The following is a 21,962-nucleotide window of genomic DNA, read 5'->3' on the forward strand; positions in this document are numbered from 1 at the left end:
GCCGGTCACGCGGCGGCGCAGCGCGGGCCACGGAATCGAAGGAAGCTTGCTCGCGATGCCGTCCGGATTGCTCATGACGGTCACGACGAGCAGGACGCCGCTGATCACCGCGTAGTAGTCGCCGATGTGCAGGAACCGATCGATCAGCAGGTAGAGGATCCCGCCGGGGGCCATGACGCCGGCCAGGATGCCGCCGGTGATCGAGGTGATCCCCGCGACGTAGACGACCGCGAACAGGGAGATCCCGAGGAATACCGTGAATGGTTCGGGGGTGGCCAGGGTCTGCTGGTATCCGAGCAACGCGCCGCCGAGCCCGGCGACGAAGGCCCCGAAGGCGAAGGTGATCAGCTTGGTGCGGGAGACGTCGATACCCGCGGCCGCCGCGGAGCGTTCGTTGGCGCGCACCGCGAGCATGTCGGTGCCGAGACTGCTGCGGCGCAGCCACGCCACTCCGAGTCCGACGACGGTCAGCACGACCAGACACAGCAGGCCGAAGGCCGGACGCGGGTATGCCTCGCCCGCGCCGATTCCCAGATCGATCCCGAACAGTCGCGGGGTGTCGATAGGCGCGCCCTGCACGCCGCCGTTGAGCGAGGGGTTGCGGAACCAGAACGCCTCCACGAACACCGAGAGCGCGAGGGTCACCACGATCAGCGGCAAGCCACGCACCCGCAGCGCCGGCGCAGCCCGTCGCCGCGAGCGCGATGAACAGGACTGCCGCGCCGACGCCTGCGATGGCGCGCCGGTGACGACTCAGACCACCAAGTCCCATGATCTGCTTCTCCTTCTCCGAGGCGAGGCCGCACCGGGTCATCCCGACGGAACGAAAATCCTCGCGTGAGCCACATCACTGTCGATGTGGGCGGAGAATTATGTGCGCACTCCGCCGCCGTCCCCGAAGGGCACTTCCCGGTGACCGGGACAATCGCTGGCGAAAGCGCCGGAACGAGGCTTCGGGTCAGCGAGTGGCGGAACCGACGAAGTGCCGCAGGTAGATCACGCAACCGGACCAGCAAGGCCGCGCCGGGCAAGGAAGGTGCAACCGACAGGCTTGGGTCACCGACGCCTGTGTCCAGTTGCCCTTCGTCGTGATCCGCTTCACATACCGATCGTCGTGTGGCACTATTTCCTAATTGAAATAGCCACGTCAGAGCACTGGTGATAGTGACAAAGGAGTCAGCGCATGACGATCGCGCAGGACATGCGGCCCAGTGAGGCGACCACCCCCAGCGCCCTTCTCGACCGGCTGTCGCTCGTCCTCGACGCGTTCGACGGACGCGACAGCCTCGGCCTGACGGAGGTCGTCACCCGTACCGGCCTGCCGCGCTCCTCCGCCCACCGGATGCTGGACCGACTGGTCCAGCTGCGGTGGCTTCGGCGGGAAGGTCGCAACTACAGCCTCGGTATCCGTCTCGTCGAGCTCGGCTCGCTCGCCGTCCATCAAGACCGGGTGCACGCGGCCTCCGGCGAGCACCTGCAGCACCTCTACCGAGCCACCGGCATGGTCGTGCATCTGGCGGTGCTCGATGGGGACGACGTCGTGTACCTGGACAAGATCGGCGGACGCCTTGCCGCCCACGTGCCGACCCGTGTCGGAGGCAGGTTGCCTGCCTCGAAGTCGGCGCTCGGCAAGGTCCTGCTCGCCTTCGCCGGCCGAGACGAGCCCGGCAGCGCGCTCACCCGGGAACTCGGATACGCCGTCGAACGCAACGGCGCGCTGCACGGATTCGGCTGTATCGCCGCACCGATCGGGCCGGTCGGTGAGGCGACGACCGCGGTGTCGATCTGCGGACCGCTCAGCCGGATGAGCTTCGACAGCCGGATGACCGCCCCGGTCCAGCTTGCCGCACATGCCATCTGGCGCAGTATGACCGCCGGCGGCCGAGTCACCCCCACGCTGCAGCGCCGCAACATCCTGCGGTCACTGCCGACCGCCCCCAGCGTGCTCGCCGAAGGCTGAGCACCAGCAACTCAGCCACCGCGAACCGGGAACTCAGCCCTTCGCGGAATCCTCCCCTACCGTGCGCCAGACCCCAGGATGACGGGGAACCGGAAGATCGTTCTCGTCGCGGACGGCCAGCTCACGATATCGCGCGGCCGCCTCGTCGATATCGGCCAGCAACTGCTCGGCCAGCGCGATCTCTGCCTCGAAATGACGCTGCGCCCACCGCAGACTCATCTCGGTGAACGCCCACCCCGGCTCCGGCTCCGACCGGTCGGCGTGCACAGCGGCCCGGTTCGCCTGCTCGCGCAGGTTGTCGATGTGCGTACCCACGATCCGCTTCAGGTGCTCGGGGTCGTGCAGGTGACCCATCCACAGGCGCAGCATCACACCGTGTTTGAGCACCGGCATGTCCACCCCGGCGTTCCGAGACCAGTTCCGCAGCGCGCGCAACCCCGTATCGGTGATGCCGTACAACCGCCGCCCGCGCACCCCTTCGTCGGTCACCAGGCGGGACCGCACCAACTCGAGCTCCTCGAGCTTCTTCAGCTCGGCGTAGACCTGACTGACCGACGGGCTCCAATAGAAGAAGCCGATGCTCCAGTCCGCCCACTTCTTCAGATCGTTGCCGGTCAGTTCCTCACCGAAGGACAGCATGCCCAGAACGGCCCAGCTGGTCGCAGGCAGGTTGGGGTAGGAATCGACGTCTGCTGGCACGATTGTGCAGCTTACAAGCCGTTGAACAGTATTCGGAGCCAGCGGCTCCCGGCCACCGGGATGACGCGCCGCCGGGTTCCGGGACAGCGCCTACGTTCGGTTCCATGGACGACCCAGCCCTTTACATCATCGACCGAGTCGTGCTCCGACCCGGCAGCGCACGGGCGTTCATCGACGCCTATCTCGACGAGTACGCACCTGCGGCACGAGAACGCGGATTGACGCTGGAGCGAATCCTGGTGAGCCCGCCGGCCTGGATCGAGGACGAGACGAACACGGTCACCGCGACGTGGACCGTGTCGGGCACGGCGGCCTGGTGGGCGGCCGCGGTCCGGGCGCGCCACGATCCCGCGCCGGCGCAGTGGTGGGAATCGATGGCGCCGATGATCGTCGAGCGCACCCGGTCGATGGCGAGCCGTTCCGAGGACGTGGAAGGACTTTGCGATGTATGAGGTGACCCGCTTGCTGCACCTGACCGATCCCGGCGACGACATGGTCACAGAGGTGACGATCAAACGCGTCACCGCCGCGGCCGAATCGGCAGGCGCACGGCGGTCGCTGGTCGTTCGCACCCTGCCGGGAGCGCGCAATGGCGGAGATGTCCTCGCCCACTTCCAGTTCTCATCGGAAACGCAGTGGAGACGCAGCCGCGCCGCGCTCGACGAGGCGATGTCCGTGCCCGCGATCGGGCACGTCGACGGGGTGGAGTATGTGGGCGGGTCGCCTGCGGACGGGCGCGCGGGACGGCGGTGGACATCGCGCCCGCCGCGGGTATACCGGACGCTGCTGCTGCGCGTGGACGCCGCGGCAGATCCGGCGGAGATCCGGCGGTTCGAGCACGCCACGCTGCAGATGCCCCGGCACATCCCCGCCATTCTGGCCTGGCAGCTGAGCCCGGTGCGGCGCGCCACCGGGATGTCGCAGTGGACGCACGTGTGGGAGCAGGAGTACGCCGATGTCGACGCCCTGCTCGGGCCCTATATGAATCACCCGATCCACTGGGGTCATGTGGACCGATGGTTCGATCCGGAGTGCCCGGAGCAGATCGTCAAGGACCGGGTCTGCCACAGCTTCTGCGCGATCCCGGCGCCGGTCATCGACGCGGCGCCGGGGATTCCGCCGGCCGCGGCGGAAGGCTAACGACCGAGGAAGGCCAAGACGGTGGCCTCCCAGGCCTCCTTCTGCTCGATCATCACCCAGTGCCCGCAGTTGGGGAAGATGTGCACCTCACCATTGCGCAGGGTGCGCATCGGGAGCAGGGCCATGTCGACCGGGCTCACCCGGTCGTCACGGCCCCAGGTGACCAGCACCGGGGCCGTGATCCGGCCCAGCTTCGCCCACCCCGGGACGGTGTCGGCGTTGCGGCCCGCCTCGGCCATCCGCGCCAAGGCGGCCTTGCCGTACATGCGCCGCGAATTCTCCAGGGTCGCCGGATCGGTCGCCTGCTGCCAGCGCTCCTCGATCAGTTCCTCGGTCACCAGGGCCGAGTTGTACACCATCGAGTGCAACCAAGCGATCAGCGCTTCACGAGTGGGGTTCTCGACGAACTCGCTCAGCCGCACGATCCCCTCACCCGGCTGGGCGCTGAAGACGGGCGTTCCGATCCCGCCGATGGTGACCAGCCGATCGACCCGGTCGGGATTGGCGAGGGCGAAATCCGTGGCGACGAACCCGCCCATGGAGTTGCCGACTACGCGCACGCGGTCCAGGCCCAGCCCGTCCAGGAAGGCGCCGACCGCCTGCTGCGCGGACATCATCGGGTGCGGCGCGCCGAAATCGTCGCTGATCCCGAAACCGGGAAACTCCAGCACCAGTGTGCGGTAGTGCTGAGCGAAGGCCGGGACATTGGCCCCGAAGTTGCGCCATCCCGTCACCCCGGGACCGGAGCCGTGCAACAGGAGCAGGGTGGGCCCGTCACCGCTCTCGCGGTAGCGCAGGACGCCGTGCTCGGTGGGCAGTTCGCGAAGCTCGGGAACTACTCGGGATTCGACTGAGGTACTCATGGCCTGAGCTTGCCACCGCCGAGACAGACTGTCCGGCAGCGTTCCCGGTGAGCGGCACACCTTTCGAGCTGGCCGCGCCCCTGCTCAGTGCAGGCGCGGAATAGCGTCGCCGGCGGGAAGCTGTAAACGGGACTCGGGCAGCTCCTGCGCTCGCACCGCCCGATCGATGCTGCGGTGCAGCGCCTCGCACCCGCGCTCCTGGTGACCGACTCCCCGGTGCCGGGCCGCGATCACGGGGCAACGACCCGCGTCACCGGTCCACTGGACCGAAGTGTGTGCGGCACTGAATTTCTCGATCAGGACGCGCTCGCCGCAGCGCTCGCAATCCAGCGGGTGCATCGTCATCGCGGCCTACCATCGCTCGGACCGACACTGCCGTAGCGGCCGCGGAAGAAGATCAGCGGAGCCGAGTCGGAGGCGTACAGGTGCCGCACCCGGGATACCACGATCGTGTGGTCGCCCGCGGCATGCTCGGCCTCCAGCTCGGCTTCGATCCAAGCCAGGCAATCCGCGAGGATCGGCACCCCGGCCGGCGACGGCTGCCATTCGATGCCCTGGAACTTGTCGGCGCCGCGGGTGGCCAGCTGCCGGCACACCGACTCCTGGGCCTCCGACAGGATGTTGACCGCATAGCGGCCCGCCGCCCGCACCCGGGGCCACGAAGTGCTGGTCGCGGCTACACAGAAGGCGATGAGCGGCGGATCCAGCGACACCGAGGTGAACGAGTTCGCGGCCAGACCCGTCGGCGCCCCGTTGTGCGGATCCATGCCCGTGATCGCTACGACGCCGGTGGCGAAGTGCCCCAGGACAGTGCGCATCAGAGCCGGATCCAGTTCCGGAAGGTCCGTTCCACCCGCGTCCCGGGACGCCTCGCGGTCGATGCCGATGGATGTCATCCCCTGCTCCTCATGGGTTGATGGACACACGCCGTGACGGACGCGACCCGATGCGGAAGGAAGATCAGATCCTCGGGGTGCGGCTCGCGCAGCATCGTCCAGTAGTCGACCAGGCGCCACGGGCACGGCACGACCGCCCGGCCCGCGCTGTTGCGGTAGTACCCGTTGACCTGCGCACCCGGATGCACCCACACGGTTTCATCGAGCGCCTCGTCGACGCGGCGGTTGTACTCGTCCAGCGCTTCCTGTTCGACGTCCATGGCGGCATGGTCGTTCTCCAACAGGTACTGCAGGCACTCGATGATGTAGTGCACCTGTTCCTCGCCGGTGATGTTGTGCCCGGCACCGTGGTTCGGCGCGGCGTTGGGCCCCGCGGTGACGAACAGATTCGGGAAGCCCGACGCCTGCACACCCAGGTAGGCGCGCGGGTCCTCGCCGCCCTTCCACACCTCGGCCAGTGTCCGGCCGTCCCGACCGGTGATGTCGATCGTGGTGGTGAACTGGAGTTTGAACCCGGTGGCGAGAATGATCACGTCGGCGGGGATGAACGCGCCCTCCGTGGTGACCACGCCCTCGGGCGTCACCCGCTGGAACGAGGCGCGGTGCAGGGTCACATGGTCCCGGTTGAGTGCCGCGAAGAAGCCGGGGTCCTTCACGATTCGCTTGGCGTACGGGCGGAAGTCCGGGGTCAGCTTCTCGATGAGGTCCGGACGGTCCGGGAAGCTCTTGTCCAGGTACTCCAGCGCGGTGCGCAGCACCATGTCGTTGGCGGGTGAGGCGGACAGGTGGGTGGCCGCCCACTCCTTGTCGATCCGCGGCAGCGGGTAGAGGTTGTCCGAGGCGAACCAGTAGGTGCGCAGCCGGAACCACTTGTCGTAAAAGGGGAGGTTGGCCATCGCCCACTTCTCGCCCGCTGGCACATCGCCGCCGACGGTCTTCTCCGGCACCAGCCAATGCGGGCTGCGGACCACGACATCGAGGGTGTCGACCTCGTCGACGATGCTCGCCACCACCTGCACCGCCGTGCAGCCGGTGCCCAGGACCACGACCCGCTTGCCGCGTAGATCGATGCCGGTGTCCCATTCGGCGGTGTGCGCGACCGTGCCCGCGAAGGTGTCCAGACCCTCCACTTGCGGAACATTGGGCGCGTTGAGCATGCCCAGCGCGGTGATCACCGCGCGAACGCGGTGCCGCGTGACCACGCCGTCGCGGTCCTCGGTCACCACCTCCCAGCGGTTCTCCTCCGCCAGCCAGGTCGCCGACCGCACCCGCGTGCCGAACCGGATGTGCTCTCGTAGCCGGTACTTCTCGACCACATCGAGCAGGTAATTCTGGTATTCGGGGCCGGTCGGATAGTACCGGGTCCAGTTCGGGTTGAGCTCGAACGAATAGGAGTAGTAATGGCTCGGAGTGTCCACCGCCGCGCCGGGATACGTATTTCGGTGCCAGGTGCCGCCGATGTCATCGCGTTCTTCGAAGATGGTGAAGGGAAAACCAGCCTCTCCCAGCTTGATTCCCGCGTTGATGCCGACGATGCCCGCACCGATCACGATCACGTCGAAGTCGGCGGGCGGTGTCACCGTCACCGGGACGTGGCGCCGGTCTTTGATGAAACCCGCCTGCTCCAGCAGGATCGGGACGAACTCCGCGTCGACCCGCTGAGCGGTGCAGAGGGTCGCCATTCGGCGGAACAGTTCGTCGTCGGGCACCCCGAGTGCGGCGACGGAATCCGGGGTGAGCACCTCGCGGGCGCGGGCGCGGATGTCGGCGGCGACGTCGTCGGGATAGGTGCCTGGCGGTGCCGTCGGGCGTATGCCGGTGCGGTAGTGGTTACCCGGCTCCTCGATCGACAGCCGCGCGCCGAACTCGTCGAGCAGTGCGGGATCACCGGTCACGTGCACCATCGACATCAGAAGCGGCGCCGACTCGCACTCCGCGATCGCCTGGTGGAGCGCGGCTTCTCGATCTGCGGCGAAGACGCCGGCGACGATGGTGTCGGTCATGAGCTACCTTCCGGAAGTGGCACGCCCATCCGGGCGAGCATGTCTCGTGGGTTCGCGGGCGGGCTGAGCGACAGCAGTTGCTCACCGCGCCGGGTCGCCGAGGCAGTGCACATCGCGTCGTCGGAGAAGACCCAGAAGTCGCCGCGGGCGATCTGTTCGACCATGTGCTCGGCGGCCTCGAGCGGGTCGAGCCCCTTCTCTACGTTGTCCCGCTGCATCGCGGCGAACACCGCGTTCGCGGTCGGGTCGGTGGTGGGCGCGTCGCGCTGAGCCGCGAGGAAGATCTCGCTGCGGATCGAATGCGGCACCACGGCGCTGACCTGTATCGGAGCGCCGACGACTGCCAGGTCCTGCCACAGGCACTCCGTCATCGCCTGCACCCCGAACTTGCTGACGATGTAGGGCGACTGGACGGCGACAGTGTTGAGGCCGCCGACCGAGGACAGGTTGGCGATGCAGGCCGGGGCACCCGCCTCGATCATGCGCGGCACGAAAGACTTCAAGCAGTAGAAGACCCCGTCCACGTTGATCTGCATGAGCCTGCGCCACCGGGCGGGATCTATTTCCCACAGCAGGCCCGCCGACTCGACCCCCGCGTTATTGATCAGTAGTTCGACGCTGCCGTGCCGGGCGAAGATCGTCGCGGCCATGTCCTCGACCGCGCCCGCGTCGGCGACATCAACCCCGAAGCCCTTGGCGCTGCCGCCGTGCTCGATGATCTCCGCGGCCACACCGGCGGCGCGGTCCTCGTCGATGTCGGCGACGACGACGGTCATGCCGAGGACGCCCAGGTGGCGGGCCAGGCCGCGGCCGATCCCTGCCGCCGCACCAGTGACCACCGCCGTGCCGTGGGAGAACCGTTCTCGCGCGGTCTCAGCCATCACACCCCCTCGGGCAGGATGTAGGGGTTTGCCCATGCGGGCGGTTCCCGGCGAGGCAGTTCGGTGCGTCCGTCGAGCGACATCACCGGGGTGTTGGTCGCCCATGGGAAGTGCAAGCTGAAAGCCACCAGGCCGGTATGGTCGACGGCGGGCATCGTGCACATCTCCAGCACCGTCTGCGCCAGGTATTCGACCGGCTCGGTGTCGTAGCCCTCCGGAAGCAGCGCCGCCGCTCCCGGAGTCCGGATGGCGGTCGACGGTCCCACGGCATTGACCGCGATGCCCTCGTCGACCAACTCCGCGGCCAGCCCCTGGGTGAAGCGATGCAGCGCGGCCTTGACCGAGGCGTACACGACGTCACCGGAGGTCTTGTTGTACTCCCGGAACGGCCGGATGGGGCTCAGGCCGGTCGACGATCCGATATTGACGATCCAGCCGCTGCCCTGCTTGCGCAGGTGCGGGATCGCGGCACGGCAGAGCGCGAACGGCACCTCGAGGTAGTGCTGGACGGTCCGGTGGAACGTCGCGTTGCTCATCTTCTCGATCACGCTGTAGTCCGCGAATCCCGCATTGTTGACCAGGATGTCGATGCCGCCGAGTTCCTCGACGACCTTGTCGACCAAACCGGCACGTTGTTCGACGTCCTCCAGGTCGGCCGGGATGGCGATCGCCCGGCCGCCCGCGGCTTCGATCAGCTGCACGGTTTCCCCGAGGGAGCCGGGCAGCACGTGAGTGGCGCCGTCACGGATCGACGGTCGCGGGGAGTTCGACCGGGCCGTGACGACGACGGTCGCGCCTTCCGCGGCCAAGCGTTGCGCGATCGCCCGTCCTATCCCACGGCTGCTGCCGGTGACCAGGGCGATCTTGGTCGAGAGTCGCTGTGTCATGACACCTCCAGCACGTCGCGCATCAGCTGCCAGAGCACCTCTCGCGCCGGACCGGTCAGCGAGAGGCTCGGGAAGGTCAGGAATCCGTGGAACAATCCGTCGAAACGATGAGCGGTGACCGGGACACCCGCCTCCGCGAGCCGCCGGGCGTAGTCTTCCCCGGCCGAGCACGGCGGATCCAGCTCGGCGGTCGCCACCACCGCCGCGGGCAGCCCCGCCAGCGATTCGGCTCGGCTCGGCACCAGGTACGGGCTGTCGGTGCCGTGCGGCGCGTACTGCTGCCAGTACCAGCGCATGGCCTTGGTGGTGTTGTAGTAGCCCTCGCCGTAGAGCCGGTAGGACTCGGTGGTGAAATCGTCGTCGATCACCGGATACAGCAAGATCTGGGCGGCGATCGGCGGCCCGCCGCGGTCACGCGCGGCCAGGCTCACGGTGGCCGCCAAGTTGCCACCCGCGCTGTCGCCGGCCACGGCGAGCCGACCCGGGTCGCCTCCGAACTCGGCGGCATGCGCGGCCGCCCAGGTCAACGCCGCGTACATGTCCTCCATCGCCGCGGGACCGGGATGCTCGGGCGCGCGCCGATAGTCCACCGAGACGACCGCGACGCCGACCGCCTCGGCCATCGATCGGCAGAATTCATCATGGCTGTCCAGATCGCAGAAGACGAATCCGCCGCCGTGCGCGAAAACCACCACCGGCAACGGCGCTTTCGCGTCGCGCTCGGGCACGTACACGCGCATCGCCAGATCACCGCCAGGGCCTTCGATCACCCGGTCGTCGGCGATGCGCATGCGGGGCAGGCGCGTCAGCGGCGCCCGCCGGGACACGATGAGCTCGCGCAACTCGGCGGCCTCGTGCTGCGTCACATCCGGGAACGACTCCAAGGCCGCGAGCATCGCCTCGACATCCGGATGCAGGTCCGGCCGTCGCCGCGACCCCGCCGCTGGGACCGTGTCGCCACCGAGGTCGAATCCCTTGTAACCGGCGGCGGCCACCTCCGAGCAGATGCTGTTGTAGTTGCCGAACCCGCCGATGTAAGGCATGAAGACCCGCGGCTTGCCCGGGATGTTCGCACCCAGATACCAGGAGTTCGCGGAGGGGAACAACGTGGCCGCCGCCTTCGCGTTGCACTCGGCCACCCACTCCTCGACCGACTCCTCGGTCGCCTCGATGGTGGTGTGCCCGTGCTCGTCGAGATGGTCCAAGCAGCCCGCGATCCAGTCCACGTGCTGCTCGGCCATCAGCACCATGTTGGCCAACACGCTGGGGCTGCCCGGGCCTGCCAGGATGAACATGTTGGGGTACCCGGCGACCGCGAGCCCGAGGTAGGTCCGCGGGCCCGCCGACCAGTCCTCGCGCAGTTGCCGGCCGCCGCGGCCGCGGATGTCGATGCGCGACAGCGACCCGGTCATCGCGTCGAAGCCGGTCGCGAAAATGAGCACGTCGAGGTCGTAGGACGCTTCCGAGGTCCGCACACCGGTCTCGGTGATCGCCTCGATCGGCGTGCGTCGAAGGTTCACCAAAGTGACGTTGTCGCGGTTGTAGGTCTGGAAGTAGCCGCTGTCGGTGACGATGCGTTTGGTGCCGATCGGGTGGTCGTGCGGGATCAGCTGATCGGCGAGCTCCTGATCGCGCACCATCTCGCGGATCTTGGCCTCGACATACTCGCGCGCGGTGTCGTTGGCGGCCAGGTTCGTCGTCTGGTCCGGAAATGCCTTGGCGAACAGGTAGCCGCCGCGCTGCCACCACTCGTCGTAGATCCGGGTCCGCTCGGCGGCATCGATCTCCAACGCGCCCTTGGGGTAGGGGCTGTTCGGGGTGCCGCCGCCGCTGATCCTCGACAGCCTGCGCCGCTCGGCGTAGTTGGCCTTGACCTGCGCCACGAACTCCGGATCCAGCGGGCGATTGCCCGCCGGGATCGAGTAGTTCGGTGTGCGCTGGAAGACATACAGGTGCTCGGCCTGCTCGGCGATCACCGGGATGGCCTGGATGGCGGAGGAGCCGGTGCCGATGACGCCGATCCGCTTGCCGGTGAGATCCACGGGCTCGTGCGGCCATTCACCGGTGTGGTAGACCTCCCCGCCGAAGTTGTCGCGGCCCGGGATCTCGGGCATGTTGGTCGCGGACAGCACACCGGTGGCCAGGATGCAGAAGCGCGCGGTCACGGTGCGGCCGGTGTCGGTGGAGATGGTCCACCGCTGGGCCTGCTCGTCGTAGACAGCGGCGGTAACCCGGGTCAGGAAGTCGTAGGCGGAGCGCAGATCGTGCCGGTCGGCGACGTGCTCGAGGTAGCGCAGGATCTCCTCCTGTGTCGCGAATCGCTCCGACCAGGTCCACTCCTGCTGCAACTCCTCGTCGAAGGAGTAGGAGTAGTCGATGCTCTCGACATCGCAGCGCGCACCGGGGTACCGGTTGTGGTACCAGGTGCCGCCCACGCCTTCGGCGGACTCGAAGCCGTGCACCCGCATACCGCGGCGGCGCAGCTTGTACACCGCGTACAGGCCGGATATCCCCGCCCCGACGACGACGGCGTCGAAATCGCTGTCCTGAGTTGTCACTTAGTTCACTTCCCTCGATGAGGTTGTCGTCGGCTGGAGCCACACCGTAAGTCGCGCAATCCCTTCCGGAACGGCGCGCTCCCATCCAGCGGTCTTCGGGTTCCGCCAGCCGGCGGCACTGCCGCGGGGACGCCGGGGCGGGCGGCATACGCCCGCCCCGGCGCCGGTCGTCCGATGCCGGTCGCGCTCACGCGCCGACCGACTCCCCCGCGGCCGCCGCGGCCTTCTGCGCTTCCTTCATCTCCCGCATCCACATCCACTCGTGGCCCCAGTAGCTGTCCGCGGTGATCTCTTCGGCGGTGTAGTAGCTCTCGTCGACGAGCTTGCCGCCGTAGCCGTACTCGATGTCCCAGCCGCCGGGCACCCGGACGTAGAAGGAGATCATCTTGTCGTTGGTGTGCCTGCCCAGCGTGGAGGAGACCGGGAAGTCCCGGGCCAGCACCTGGTCGTAGGCGCGGCCGACCGCGTCGAGTTCGTCGACCTCGACCATCACGTGGATCAGGCCGGGATCGCGGCCTGCCAGGCTCGGCATGATCGCCAAGCTGTGGTGGCGCTGGTTGACACCCATGAACCGGATCCGCAACGGTGGTGCCTCCGGCGGCGAGGGCATCCGGAACGCCCCACGGGACAGGAAGCCCAGCGTCTCGTTGTAGAAGGCGAACGACTCGTCGAAGTTGGTCGTCGGCATCACCACATGGCCCATGCCTTGCTGTCCTGTGACGAAACGCTGACCATACTTGGTGAGCACCGGACTGTGCTCGAGCACCGGGCCGTGGAAGAACTCGAGCGGGGTGCGGCCGGGATCCTTCATGCTGAACCCGGCCTCGACCTTGCGCCGGTCGGCCAGTTCCTGCGACATCGGGGTGATCTCGAATCCGGCGGACCGCAGATGTTCGGCCAGCCGGCGCAGCGCGAGGCCGTCGCGAACCTCCCAGCCGACGGCGGTCACCCGGTCGACGTCACCCCGTTCGACGGTGATGCGGGCCGGCCGCTCGTCCATCCGGAAGTGCAGGGCATCCTCTTCCGGACCGAAGCCCGGCGCGAATCCCAGTACCTCGAAACCGAGTTCGCGCCAGCGCTCCATATCGGTGGCGAGAACCCGGACGTAGCCGAGCCCCTTGATTTCGGTCATCGTTGCTCGCGTTCCTTTCCGAACCGATCAGATCATCACGCGCAGCGGTCCCGGCGGGACCTCCACGCCCAGCGACGCCAGGGCAGCGGCGTGGTAGGTGGTGCTCGTGACGTGAATGGCGTGGTGCAGGCCCGCGTGGGCGTCGCGCCAGAACCGTTGCAGCGGGTTGTCCATACGCAGCGCGTTGCCACCGGCCCGGTCGAAGATCTCGTCGGCGGCGCGGACCGCGCGCCACGCGGCACGCGCCTGGTCCCGGCGTACCTTCGCACGGGTCTCGAAGTCGATCTCCTCGCCCTGGTCGACCATGTCGTAGATGCGGTCGACGTTGGCGAGCAGCTGCTGCCGGGCGGCGTCGATCTCCGAGGCGGACTCGCCCAGTGCGTGCAGCACGTACGGGTCGTCCTTGACGACGGTGCCGGTGGCGCCGACGCGGTTGCGCTGGTAGGCGATTCCGGCGGCGAGTACGCCTTCACAGATGCCGATGGTCGCCGAGGTGATGCCAAGCGGGAACATGGTGGACCAGGGCATCTTGTACAGCGTCTCGGTGACGCCGTACTCCTTGGCGGCGGTGCCGTCCATGACCTTCGCCGAGTCCATCACCCGGTAACTCGGGATGAAGGCGTCTTTCACGACGATGTCCTTGCTGCCGGTGCCGCGCAGGCCGACCACATCCCAGGAATCCGCCACGATCTCGTAGTCCGAACGGGGCAGGATGACATGCAGGCCCTGCGGCGGCATCAGCGGCTTGCCGTCCGGGCCTCCGACCATGGCGCCGAGGAAGATCCAGTCACAGTGGTCGGTGCCCGAGGAGAACTGCCAGCGCCCGTTCATCACATAGCCGCCGTCGGCAGGCACCGCGACGCCACCCGGCATGTAAGGCGAGGCCTGCCAGGTATCGCCATCCGTGCCGAGCACCTCGTCCTGCACCTTCGGGTCAGCAAAGGCGAGCTGCCAGGGGTGCACGCCGACGATGCCGCCGACCCAACCGGCCGAGCCGTAGATGCTGGCGGTCTTCATGACGGTCTCGGCGAACTCGCGCGGATGTGCCTCGTAGCCGTTGTACTTCTTGCGTTGCAGCAGCCGGATGAGGCCGGCCTCCTTGAGCTGCGCGGCCATGCCGTCGGTCAGCCTGCCCAGCGAATCGGATTCGTCTGCGGCGGAGCGGATCTCGTCGGCGATGGCGACGATGTTGTCGAGGACGGTGTAGGACATCGGAACTCCTGGTCCGTAAAGCTGAAATGGGAGGATTGGATTGTCAGGAACCGGCGGAGGCGACCTCGCGGTTCACCGCCAGGTTGGGGGCGATGGCGCTGCGGCCCGCGGCCAAGTTCGCGTCCGCCTCGGCCTGCCAGTTCTGCAGGGCGCGCTCGGTGTCGATCTCGAACTCGAACCGGTTGACCATCTCGGGCTTGACGTCCTCGACGTCGACGTAGAACTGCTCGTACCAGCGGCGCAGCTGATAGACCGGGCCATCCTCCTCACACAGCAGCGGATTGTCGATGCGCGCCTTGTTCTTCCAGATCTCGACATCCTGCTCGAAACCGATGGCAATACCCCGGCCGACAGCGGCGGCCATCGCGTTGGCGGCCTCGTCGTCCATCCCGGCAGGCTTCTCCACCAGCACGCCGTACTGGAGCCGAAACGACGTCGGGGTGATCGGGTAGTGGCAGTTGATCAGGTAGATGTTCGGCTCGTCGCGGTCGGCGTACTGGGCGCTCCACAACTTGTCCACCATGTAGGAAGGACCATAATAGGTGGCGTCGGAACGGCTCTCGGTGCTCGGGCCGGTGGTGTTCGTGCTGACCCCCACCGCGTCGGCGCGCGGCCGTGAGCGCATGAGCTGGGTGGCGGTGTGCCCTTCGAAGACGTTGCGGAAATAGGTCGGCATGCCGTAGTGCACATAGAAGAAGTGCGCCATGTCCACGACGTTGTCGACGATCTCGCGGCAGTGCGAGTCCTCCACCAGGATCGAGTTCCACACCCAATCGGTCCAGCCCGGATCACCGTAGGTGGGGATCTCCGGGATCGCCAGCTCGGCCGGCGGCTTGCGGCCCTGCGGGTCGTTCCAGACGAAGAGCTGTCCGCTGATCTCCATCGTCGGCCATGCTTTGGTGCGGGCCAGCGGCGGCACGCGCCGGGCGTACGGGATTGCCGCACACTTGCCGTCACCGCGCCAGCGCCAGTCGTGGAACGGGCAGGCGATCGTGTCGCCTTTCACGGTGCCGTGCGCCAGGTTGCCGCCCATATGGGGGCAGAAGGCGTTGAGCACGTTGATCTTTCCGTCCTCCCCGGCGAATACGACGAGCTCGGTGCCGAAAGCGGAGACCTGGTGCGGCTTTCGGTCGGCGAAGTCGCGAACCAGGCCCAGGCAGTGCCAGCCGCGGGCGTATCGCTCGGGTGGCAAGCCGGTGTCGATGACACGGACCCGGTCTCCGGTTGCAGGGGTGGCAGTCACGATTCCTCCTGGTCAAATGGGCTGCGACCGCAGAACTCGGCGCACTACCACCAGCTTGGCAAGCGCGATTCCCGGTGTGACGTGGATCTCCTGCTGAGTGGGACGGCGATTCCGTCGGGTGCCGCCAGTCCTCAATACTCGATCGCGATCTCGTCGCTCACCGGTTCCGCCTGGCAGGCCAGGATGTAACCCTCGGCGAGGTCGTCTTCGGTCAGGATTTCGTTGCGAGCCAGATTCACCCTGCCCTCGGTGAGCGAGCAGACACAGGCGCTGCACGCGCCCTCCCGGCACGAGTACGGTGCTTCCACGCCGGCGTCGAGCAGAGCGTCGAGCAACTTACGTCCCGCGGTCCACGGCACCTGATGCTCGGCACCGTCGATGCGCACCCGAACCTGGGCGACCACCTCACCCCCCGCGTCCGGACCGGTGTCGGCAGTTCGGGCGGTGAACGGGTCGCTCTGCAGTGACAGGAACCGCTCCGAGTGCACCCGGGAAGCCGGGAAGCCTTCGGCCGCGCACACCTCGGTGGTCAGATCCATCAGCGGCGTCGGCCCGCAGATGTAGACCGAGCGGTCGAGGAAGGGGCGCAGAAGCAGCGACAAGGTGCGCCGAGTCGGGTACCCCTGGACGGACTCCAGTACGTGGATCACCGAGAACCGGTCGGTGAACCGCCGCTCCAACTCCCGCAGTTCGCGGCCGAAGATGACCGAGTCCTGGTCCCGGTTGGCGTAGATCAGCACCACGTCGCCGGCGCCCGCGAACAGGATCGACTTGGCGATCGCGATCACCGGGGTGATGCCGCTGCCACCGGCGACCAGCACCACCGGTTCGTCCAGCGAGGCAGGGGTGAAGGTGCCCGCGGGCGGAAGCACCTCCAACTCGTCACCGGCCGAGACGGTGTCGCACAGCCAATTGGAGCCGTAGCCGCCCTCGACCCGCTTGACGGTGAACTTCATCGCCGCGTCGCTGTGTGGTGAGCTCGACAGCGAGTAGCACCGTGCCGAGCCGGTGCCGACGTCGGGCACCCGGACGGTGAGGAATTGCCCGGCCCGGTAGCCGGTGTCCGTCCCGTCGAGCGGTTCCACGACGAAGGAACGCGCGTCGGCCGTCTCCTCGACGACCTCGAGCACCCGAACCCGGTTGCCGCGCGATTCCGGCGTGATCGTCACCGAGTCCGCGAGGACCTCCGGACCGGCACTCGTATCCGTGGACATCCGCCCTCCTGGTCGTGTCGATCGTGCATGCTCCAGGTCCGACCGGACCGGAGCACCCGGAAGGCTAGGCGCGAGATCGCGAGTCCGGTTCGGAACGTCTCGCTGATCGGGAAGTTTGTGCGGCTGTGACGGCGATCTCGTGTGATTCTCGTGGGCACACGCGGTGCGGGCCGTTGGAACCGCACATGTACGTTGGCAGTACCGTGACTCCCGTCACAGTGATGTGACGAGGTGCTGGGAGGTCGAGTGAGAACATCAAGTCCCGCGGGCGTGCCGGTCTCGGTCGTCGAGCGGATCGCGCTGGTATTGGAGACGTTCAACGGCGTTGGCCCGCTGACCCTGGCCCAGGTGACTTCCCGAACCGGTCTGCCCCGCTCGTCCGCGCATCGCCTGCTCGAGCAGCTCGCGACCGCCGGGTGGCTCGCTCGCTCCCCGGAGCAGACCTATGAACTCGGCGTCAAGGCTTACGAGCTGGGCCAGGCCGCGCTCAATCAAAACCGGCTGCTGCAGGGAGCGCGGCCGGTGATGCAGGCGTTCGCGCACCGGACCGGTCTCACGATCCAGCTCGCCGTGGTCGACCACGGCGATACCGTCTATCTCGCCAAGTTCAACGGTCGCGCCTCCGGCCCGACTCCCAGTGCCGTGGGGCAGCGAGTGCCCGCGCACCTGACCGCCGTCGGCAAGGTTCAGCTGGCGATCACCGAGATGACCCGGAATCCGCACGTCGCGCATGGGCTCATGCGCACCGACGCCGGTGAGCTGGTCCGGCGAACGACGCAGAGCATCGCCTCCGACGCCCAACTCGAGGACGAGTTCGCTGTCATCAGGGACCGGGGAGCGGCCTTCGATCGCGGTGAGGCGTTCTCCGGCCTCGGCTGCGTCGGCGTCTCCATCGGCCCGCCGGACCACCTCTACGGCAACCTCGCCGGTCTCTCCGTCTGCGCGCCGGTCACCGCGCTCGACTACCGCAAACTGGTCGGACCCGTCCGCGTAGCCGCCCGCCAGATCCGGGATCGCTGCACAGCCGCGGAGCTGGCCGCCCACCCGTAGGGGCCGGTTGCCGGTCTGGGCGGGTGGCGCGTACACAGCCCGCACAGATCAAGGGATGCTGGTTTCACTCTCCTCGGGTGGTCTCCGACCACGGCAGTACACACCCGAACTTGGCACGTAGCAGGGCTCCGATCTCGGCGATGGCGAGCATCGCTCGCGCCGAGTTCTCCGCTCGCATCAGGAAGCCGTGCAGCACACCGGGATACCGGGTGAGCGTGGTCTGCACGCGGGCGTCGCGTAGCCGCGCGGCGTAGCGCTCGCCCCAGTCCCGGATCGGGTCAGCCTCGGCGGTCACAACGATCGCCTGCGGCAGACCGGAGAGGTCCGCCGCGTAGGCGGGAATCCGGTAGCAGTCCGGTGGCGTGGCGGCGCCGGTGTCCGCGAGTTCGTGCAGATACGTGATGTCCTCGCGGAGCAGCATCGGCGCGTCGGGCATCGCCACCATCGACGCCGCCCCCATGTCGCGATCCAACCCCGGATACAGCAGCACCTGGGCAAACAGTACGGGCCCGCAGCGATCGCGGACCAGCAGGGTCACTCCGGCGGCGAGGCCGCCCCCGGCGCTGTCACCCGCCACCGCAAGGCGGCCGACGTCGATACGCAGGTCGCGGGCGTGCTCGGCCACCCACACGGCGGCCGAGCAGGAATCCCACTCGTACTGGCCCCCGGAGTGCAGGTAGGCATCGGCGGCGCCTCGCACCACGGCCATCGCCTTCGCCCCGGCCGACCCCATCGGCACGGGCATCGCCGACAGCGAGGTGACGACGCGTCGCACCAACTCGGACGGGCGGCTACGTGAGATGGCGATACCCTTTGGCCTGCGCTCGCACCTGTTTATCGATATCGACGTGCTGGTCCTGCCGGGCCACCGATGGTCCACGAAGTAATCGCATCGGCCGACGAACGCGGTATACGGGCGACCGTGAGGTGGCCCGGAGGCTCAGCCCACCGGGGTTCGACACCCGACCGATAGGTACTATGGATTTCATACCTTCGGCAGTCGCTCGCGGCTGATGCGGTGGAGAGGAGTTGGTCATGGCCGATGCGGACGGGCATCCCGATATCGGGGAGTTCGATCTCTCCGCGGTGCTGGCCGCGCTCGCCGATGACAATCGGCGCAGTGTGATCGCGCAGCTGTATGCGGAGCCGGAGGGGACGGAGCAGTTCTGCAGTGTGTTCGGGATGCCGTGGGCGCCGTCGACGCGCACGCATCATTTCCGGGTGCTGCGCAAGGCGGGGTTGATATGGCAGCGCGATGTCGGCAACGGCCGGATGACGAGGCTGCGACGCGAGGACATGGAAAAGGTGTTTCCCGGCCTGCTGGCGGCGATTCTCGACGCCGACAGGGGTCGCCATCCGGCCGCGCCGGCTACCAGGTGACCGGCAGCGATGTCGGCCGGTGGACGAGAATGCCGGTCTCCCAAGGAATCCGGTCCTCGGGAACGGCGAGCCGGAGCGTCGGCAGCTCGGTGACGAGCCTGCGCAGCACCTCGGTGATCTCCATGCGCGCCATGGCCGCACCCATGCAGTGGTGCATGCCGTAACCGAATTGCAGGTGCCGCTTGCCGTTACGGGCCGGGTCGATCACCGCCGGGTCCGGGTACACTTCGGGATCACGGTTGGCCGAATGCGCGTCGGCGTAGACGATGTCGCCGGGGCGGCGGCGCTGTAGGCGGAGGCCACGAAGCCCTTGAGCCGCCCGTGGTCGGGGTGGTCGAGGTTGAGCAGCATTTCCGTCGGCATGATGGTCGGCAGGAAGCTCGGTCCGTCCTCGACGTTCGTCTCGGCGCGCGCGAAGCTGAGGTCGGTCAGGACCGCGTGCACGTCGCGGTAAGTGGTCACGTGCACGGCTGTGTGACAGCTGGGCAGTTTCACCTGCGGTAATCCGCCGGTGGAACGGTGCGGTTAGCGGTTCGATCATCAGGGGCGGCGCGATATTGGCGATGCCGTCGAGATCGACGCGGACCGCGTCGAGTGCGTGGGTCATGAGGTGACTCCTTCTGGGCTGGAACCGATTTCCCGGTTCTCGGTGGCTCGTGTGTTGCCGCGCACTGCGACGATGAGGATGGTGAGCACCACGAGCAGCGCGATGAGGACGCCGACGGTGATGGTGAAGGCGGAGCGGTAGACGTCGGGGTGGCCGAACTGGCCCGCGGCGGTGTCATCGGCGGCCTTCCCGCTGAGCCGGGTGCCGACGACCGTGGACAGCACGATGGCGTACCCGGCGACGAACAGCGCTTCGCTGCCGATACGGAAGAAGTTCAGCAGGCCCGCGGCGGTGCCGCCGCGTTCGGCGGGCACCACGGAGAGCGCGTGACCGTCGACGAGACCGATGGGCAGGCCGAAACCGAGGCCGAGCAACACCATCGGCACGATGATCCAGGCCACCGAGCGGTCTTCGGACAACGCGAGCACACCGGCGTTTCCGAGGATCGCGGCGCCCAGCGCGAGGTAGACCACCCGGCCGACGGTCAGCGCAGGGAAGCGGGTGGCGAGCTGGCCGACGGCCACCGGCGCGACGAAGACGGGAATGGTCATCGCGAGCATGAGCAACCCGGAGGCGCCCGCCGAGAGGTCGGTGATGCCGCTCAACGCCGAGGGCAGGTAGGTCAGCAGGGTGACGAAGCCGATCGATCCGGCGACCGGGACCAGGCACATGGCCAGGAATTCCCGATTGCGCAGCAGGCCGAGATCCAGAATCGGGCCGTGTTCGGCGACAGCGGGTTTCACGGCGGGCAGCACCCGTGTGCCGACACCGGCGGCCGCGAGGATCACCGCGTGCACCAGGAAGACGCCCCGCCAGTCCAGCAGTGAGATCAGGATGCCGGAGATGGTGGGGCCGAGCGCGAGGCCCAGCCCGTTCACGGTGCCGAAGACGGCGAACGCCTTGGTCCGGCGGGCCCCCTCGTAGGCCGCCGACAGCAGCGCGGTGGCGCCGGTCAGGATGGCCGCGGCGCCGATGCCCGCGACGACGCGCGCCAGATCGAGGACGAACAGGTTCGGTGCGGCGACGCTGCCGATACTCCCCGCGACCACGAGCGCGGTGCCGATCCCGAAGGTCCGCCGATGCCCGATGCGGTCGCTGACCGCACCCCACAGCAGCGTGGTGAGTGCGAAGGCGACATTGAATCCGTTGACGACCCATTGCAGCGCGGCGGGATTCGATCCGAGGTCCTGCGAGATGAGCGGAAGCGCGATGGCGGTGCCCGCGATGGCCATCGGCGTGACGAACTGCGCGGCGAGCACCACGGGCAGTGTCGCGCCGCTGGGTGGCGCGCCGCGGGTTTCGGTTTCGGTGGTGACGGTCGACATGGAGATACCTCCTGGGGCGGTGGTCGGGTGGACTCAGCACGGTGGGACGACTTCGGAACGCGCGCGAGGTACCACTGGGCTGATAGGTACCATGATGCTAGTAGCTACGAAGAGCTTCGTACAACTGTTGCCGCGGACCAGATCCCCGACCTCGCCCCAGGAGCATGTGATGAGCACGGCGCACCGGCCCGGACCGGATTTCCTCGACACCGATGTGCTGGTGGTCGGCGGCGGCCCGGTCGGCATGCTGGTCGCCGCCGAACTGGCGCTGCAGCGCATCCGGGTCGTCGTGGTCGAGACCCGCACCGAACTGGACCTGCGCCCACGGGCGGGCACGGTGCACGCCCGGTCGCTGTCGCTGCTGGCGCGCCGCGGATATATCCCCTCCGTGAATCCCGAAGCGATCCAGCGTGATCCGCACGGTGTGCGCCGGACCCCGTTCCAGTTCGCGGCGCAACCGGTGCTGACGATCAGCGCGCCCAGCGTCGAGCCCGGTCCGATCGCGGGCATCCCGCAGGCACGACTGGAGGCGGCCTTCGAGCAGCGCGCGGGTGATCTCGGCGCACGAATCCTGCGCGGCCACACCGTCACCGGGCTCGCGGTCCGCGACGACGCGGTGGTGGCCGAGGTGGCCGTCGACGGCGCGGATCGCTCGCTGCGCGTCCGCGCCCGCTACGCCGTCGGCGCCGACGGCGCCCGCAGCCTCGTCGCCCGCACCGGCGACTTCCCCGCGCAGGTATACCCGGCGACCATGAACGCCATCGCCGGGCTGGCGATCGCGGCCACGGACGCCGGGATTCCGCCGGGCTGGAATCCGACACCCACCGGATGGACCCTGCACAATGCGAATCCGCACGGCCCCGCGCGGATCATCGCCATGGACTTCAGCGGCGCCCTCGACCACCGGCCCGA

At 68.1% G+C, this 21,962-nt stretch carries 21 protein-coding genes and 3 pseudogenes; 6 read left to right on the plus strand and 18 right to left on the minus strand.

Features of this window, described 5'->3' with window-relative positions:
- Positions 1–681: pseudogene (locus ON21_RS15170) on the minus strand (branched-chain amino acid ABC transporter permease); the annotation flags it as partial.
- A gap of 502 nt (positions 682–1,183) precedes the next feature.
- Here ON21_RS15170 and ON21_RS15175 point away from each other — a divergent pair.
- On the plus strand, positions 1,184–1,960 hold the full coding sequence (locus ON21_RS15175; protein ID WP_039798575.1) for an IclR family transcriptional regulator: 777 nt from the start codon (positions 1,184–1,186) through the stop codon (positions 1,958–1,960).
- Between the two features lie 33 nt (positions 1,961–1,993).
- Here ON21_RS15175 and ON21_RS15180 read toward each other — a convergent pair whose 3' ends face one another.
- The gene (locus ON21_RS15180) at positions 1,994–2,599 is read right to left on the minus strand and encodes a helix-turn-helix transcriptional regulator (RefSeq protein ID WP_083880638.1); all 606 of its coding nucleotides are present in this window, start codon (positions 2,597–2,599) and stop codon (positions 1,994–1,996) included.
- A 164-nt stretch (positions 2,600–2,763) separates the two neighbouring features.
- On the opposite strand from ON21_RS15180, the gene ON21_RS15185 reads away from it, so the two are divergent.
- Together ON21_RS15185 and ON21_RS15190 are read left to right on the plus strand one after the other, a co-directional pair.
- Positions 2,764–3,111 carry a hypothetical protein gene (locus tag ON21_RS15185; RefSeq protein ID WP_039798577.1) on the plus strand — a complete coding sequence of 116 codons (348 nt, stop codon included), beginning with the start codon at positions 2,764–2,766 and terminating at the stop codon, positions 3,109–3,111.
- Positions 3,104–3,799, plus strand: a complete 696-nt coding sequence (locus tag ON21_RS15190; protein ID WP_051020823.1) for a Dabb family protein — start codon at positions 3,104–3,106, stop codon at positions 3,797–3,799. The genes ON21_RS15185 and ON21_RS15190 overlap by 8 nt, the downstream gene beginning before the upstream one ends.
- Here the strand turns inward: ON21_RS15190 and ON21_RS15195 are convergent.
- The 12 genes and pseudogenes from ON21_RS15195 to ON21_RS15245 all read right to left on the minus strand — a co-directional run bounded on the left by ON21_RS15195 (position 3,796) and on the right by ON21_RS15245 (position 16,688).
- Positions 3,796–4,662 (minus strand): alpha/beta fold hydrolase, encoded by an 867-nt coding sequence (locus tag ON21_RS15195; RefSeq protein ID WP_039798578.1) that lies wholly within the window; start codon positions 4,660–4,662, stop codon positions 3,796–3,798. The two genes, ON21_RS15190 and ON21_RS15195, sit on opposite strands and share 4 nt — an antisense overlap.
- Before the next feature lie 84 nt (positions 4,663–4,746).
- Positions 4,747–5,007 carry a hypothetical protein gene (locus ON21_RS15200; RefSeq protein WP_051020824.1) on the minus strand — a complete coding sequence of 87 codons (261 nt, stop codon included), beginning with the start codon at positions 5,005–5,007 and terminating at the stop codon, positions 4,747–4,749.
- Positions 5,004–5,558: a flavin reductase family protein gene (locus ON21_RS15205; protein ID WP_083880635.1), complete on the minus strand. Its 555-nt coding sequence runs from the start codon at positions 5,556–5,558 to the stop codon at positions 5,004–5,006. The genes ON21_RS15200 and ON21_RS15205 overlap by 4 nt, the downstream gene beginning before the upstream one ends.
- On the minus strand, positions 5,555–7,561 hold the full coding sequence (locus ON21_RS15210) for a flavin-containing monooxygenase (RefSeq protein WP_051020825.1): 2,007 nt from the start codon (positions 7,559–7,561) through the stop codon (positions 5,555–5,557). Before ON21_RS15210 ends, ON21_RS15205 begins: the two co-directional genes overlap by 4 nt.
- Positions 7,558–8,442 (minus strand): SDR family NAD(P)-dependent oxidoreductase, encoded by an 885-nt coding sequence (locus ON21_RS15215; RefSeq protein ID WP_039798580.1) that lies wholly within the window; start codon positions 8,440–8,442, stop codon positions 7,558–7,560. The genes ON21_RS15210 and ON21_RS15215 overlap by 4 nt, the downstream gene beginning before the upstream one ends.
- Complete coding sequence (locus ON21_RS15220) at positions 8,442–9,329, minus strand: SDR family NAD(P)-dependent oxidoreductase (protein ID WP_039798582.1); 888 nt, start codon at positions 9,327–9,329, stop codon at positions 8,442–8,444. The genes ON21_RS15215 and ON21_RS15220 overlap by 1 nt, the downstream gene beginning before the upstream one ends.
- Positions 9,326–10,225, minus strand: a complete 900-nt coding sequence (locus ON21_RS40100) for an alpha/beta hydrolase (RefSeq protein ID WP_306307700.1) — start codon at positions 10,223–10,225, stop codon at positions 9,326–9,328. Before ON21_RS40100 ends, ON21_RS15220 begins: the two co-directional genes overlap by 4 nt.
- Before the next feature lie 66 nt (positions 10,226–10,291).
- Positions 10,292–11,887 (minus strand): annotated as a pseudogene (locus tag ON21_RS40105) (flavin-containing monooxygenase); the annotation flags it as partial.
- 187 nt (positions 11,888–12,074) lie between these two features.
- Positions 12,075–13,019 carry a VOC family protein gene (locus tag ON21_RS15230; protein WP_039798583.1) on the minus strand — a complete coding sequence of 315 codons (945 nt, stop codon included), beginning with the start codon at positions 13,017–13,019 and terminating at the stop codon, positions 12,075–12,077.
- A gap of 27 nt (positions 13,020–13,046) precedes the next feature.
- Positions 13,047–14,231 (minus strand): acyl-CoA dehydrogenase family protein, encoded by a 1,185-nt coding sequence (locus tag ON21_RS15235; RefSeq protein ID WP_039798584.1) that lies wholly within the window; start codon positions 14,229–14,231, stop codon positions 13,047–13,049.
- A gap of 43 nt (positions 14,232–14,274) precedes the next feature.
- Positions 14,275–15,474, minus strand: a complete 1,200-nt coding sequence (locus ON21_RS15240; RefSeq protein WP_039798585.1) for a 3-ketosteroid-9-alpha-monooxygenase, oxygenase component — start codon at positions 15,472–15,474, stop codon at positions 14,275–14,277.
- A gap of 131 nt (positions 15,475–15,605) precedes the next feature.
- Entirely contained in the window at positions 15,606–16,688 is a 1,083-nt protein-coding gene (locus tag ON21_RS15245; RefSeq protein ID WP_083880637.1) for a ferredoxin--NADP reductase, read from the minus strand.
- Between the two features lie 246 nt (positions 16,689–16,934).
- On the opposite strand from ON21_RS15245, the gene ON21_RS15250 reads away from it, so the two are divergent.
- Complete coding sequence (locus ON21_RS15250; protein WP_039798586.1) at positions 16,935–17,738, plus strand: IclR family transcriptional regulator; 804 nt, start codon at positions 16,935–16,937, stop codon at positions 17,736–17,738.
- 64 nt (positions 17,739–17,802) lie between these two features.
- On the opposite strand, the pseudogene ON21_RS15255 reads toward ON21_RS15250, so the two are convergent.
- Positions 17,803–18,381, minus strand: a pseudogene (locus ON21_RS15255) (alpha/beta hydrolase fold domain-containing protein); the annotation flags it as partial.
- A gap of 392 nt (positions 18,382–18,773) precedes the next feature.
- On the opposite strand from ON21_RS15255, the gene ON21_RS15260 reads away from it, so the two are divergent.
- Positions 18,774–19,118 carry an ArsR/SmtB family transcription factor gene (locus ON21_RS15260; RefSeq protein ID WP_039798587.1) on the plus strand — a complete coding sequence of 115 codons (345 nt, stop codon included), beginning with the start codon at positions 18,774–18,776 and terminating at the stop codon, positions 19,116–19,118.
- Here the strand turns inward: ON21_RS15260 and ON21_RS40115 are convergent.
- The 3 genes from ON21_RS40115 to ON21_RS15275 form a co-directional block, all read right to left on the minus strand.
- Positions 19,108–19,344, minus strand: coding sequence for a cytochrome P450 family protein (locus tag ON21_RS40115; protein WP_039798588.1), 237 nt, complete (start codon positions 19,342–19,344; stop codon positions 19,108–19,110). The two genes, ON21_RS15260 and ON21_RS40115, sit on opposite strands and share 11 nt — an antisense overlap.
- A complete protein-coding gene (locus ON21_RS40120) occupies positions 19,323–19,580 on the minus strand; it encodes a hypothetical protein (protein WP_245562612.1) in 258 nt (85 codons plus the stop codon). Before ON21_RS40120 ends, ON21_RS40115 begins: the two co-directional genes overlap by 22 nt.
- 141 nt (positions 19,581–19,721) lie before the next feature.
- The gene (locus ON21_RS15275; RefSeq protein ID WP_051020826.1) at positions 19,722–21,050 is read right to left on the minus strand and encodes an MFS transporter; all 1,329 of its coding nucleotides are present in this window, start codon (positions 21,048–21,050) and stop codon (positions 19,722–19,724) included.
- Positions 21,051–21,219: 169 nt separating this feature from the next.
- Here ON21_RS15275 and ON21_RS15280 point away from each other — a divergent pair.
- The coding region (locus ON21_RS15280) for an FAD-dependent monooxygenase (protein WP_174372171.1) at positions 21,220–21,962 on the plus strand (743 nt) is incomplete at its 3' end.

The organism is Nocardia araoensis NBRC 100135, assembly GCF_000308435.1.
GTDB classification, from domain to species: Bacteria; Actinomycetota; Actinomycetes; order Mycobacteriales; family Mycobacteriaceae; genus Nocardia; species Nocardia araoensis.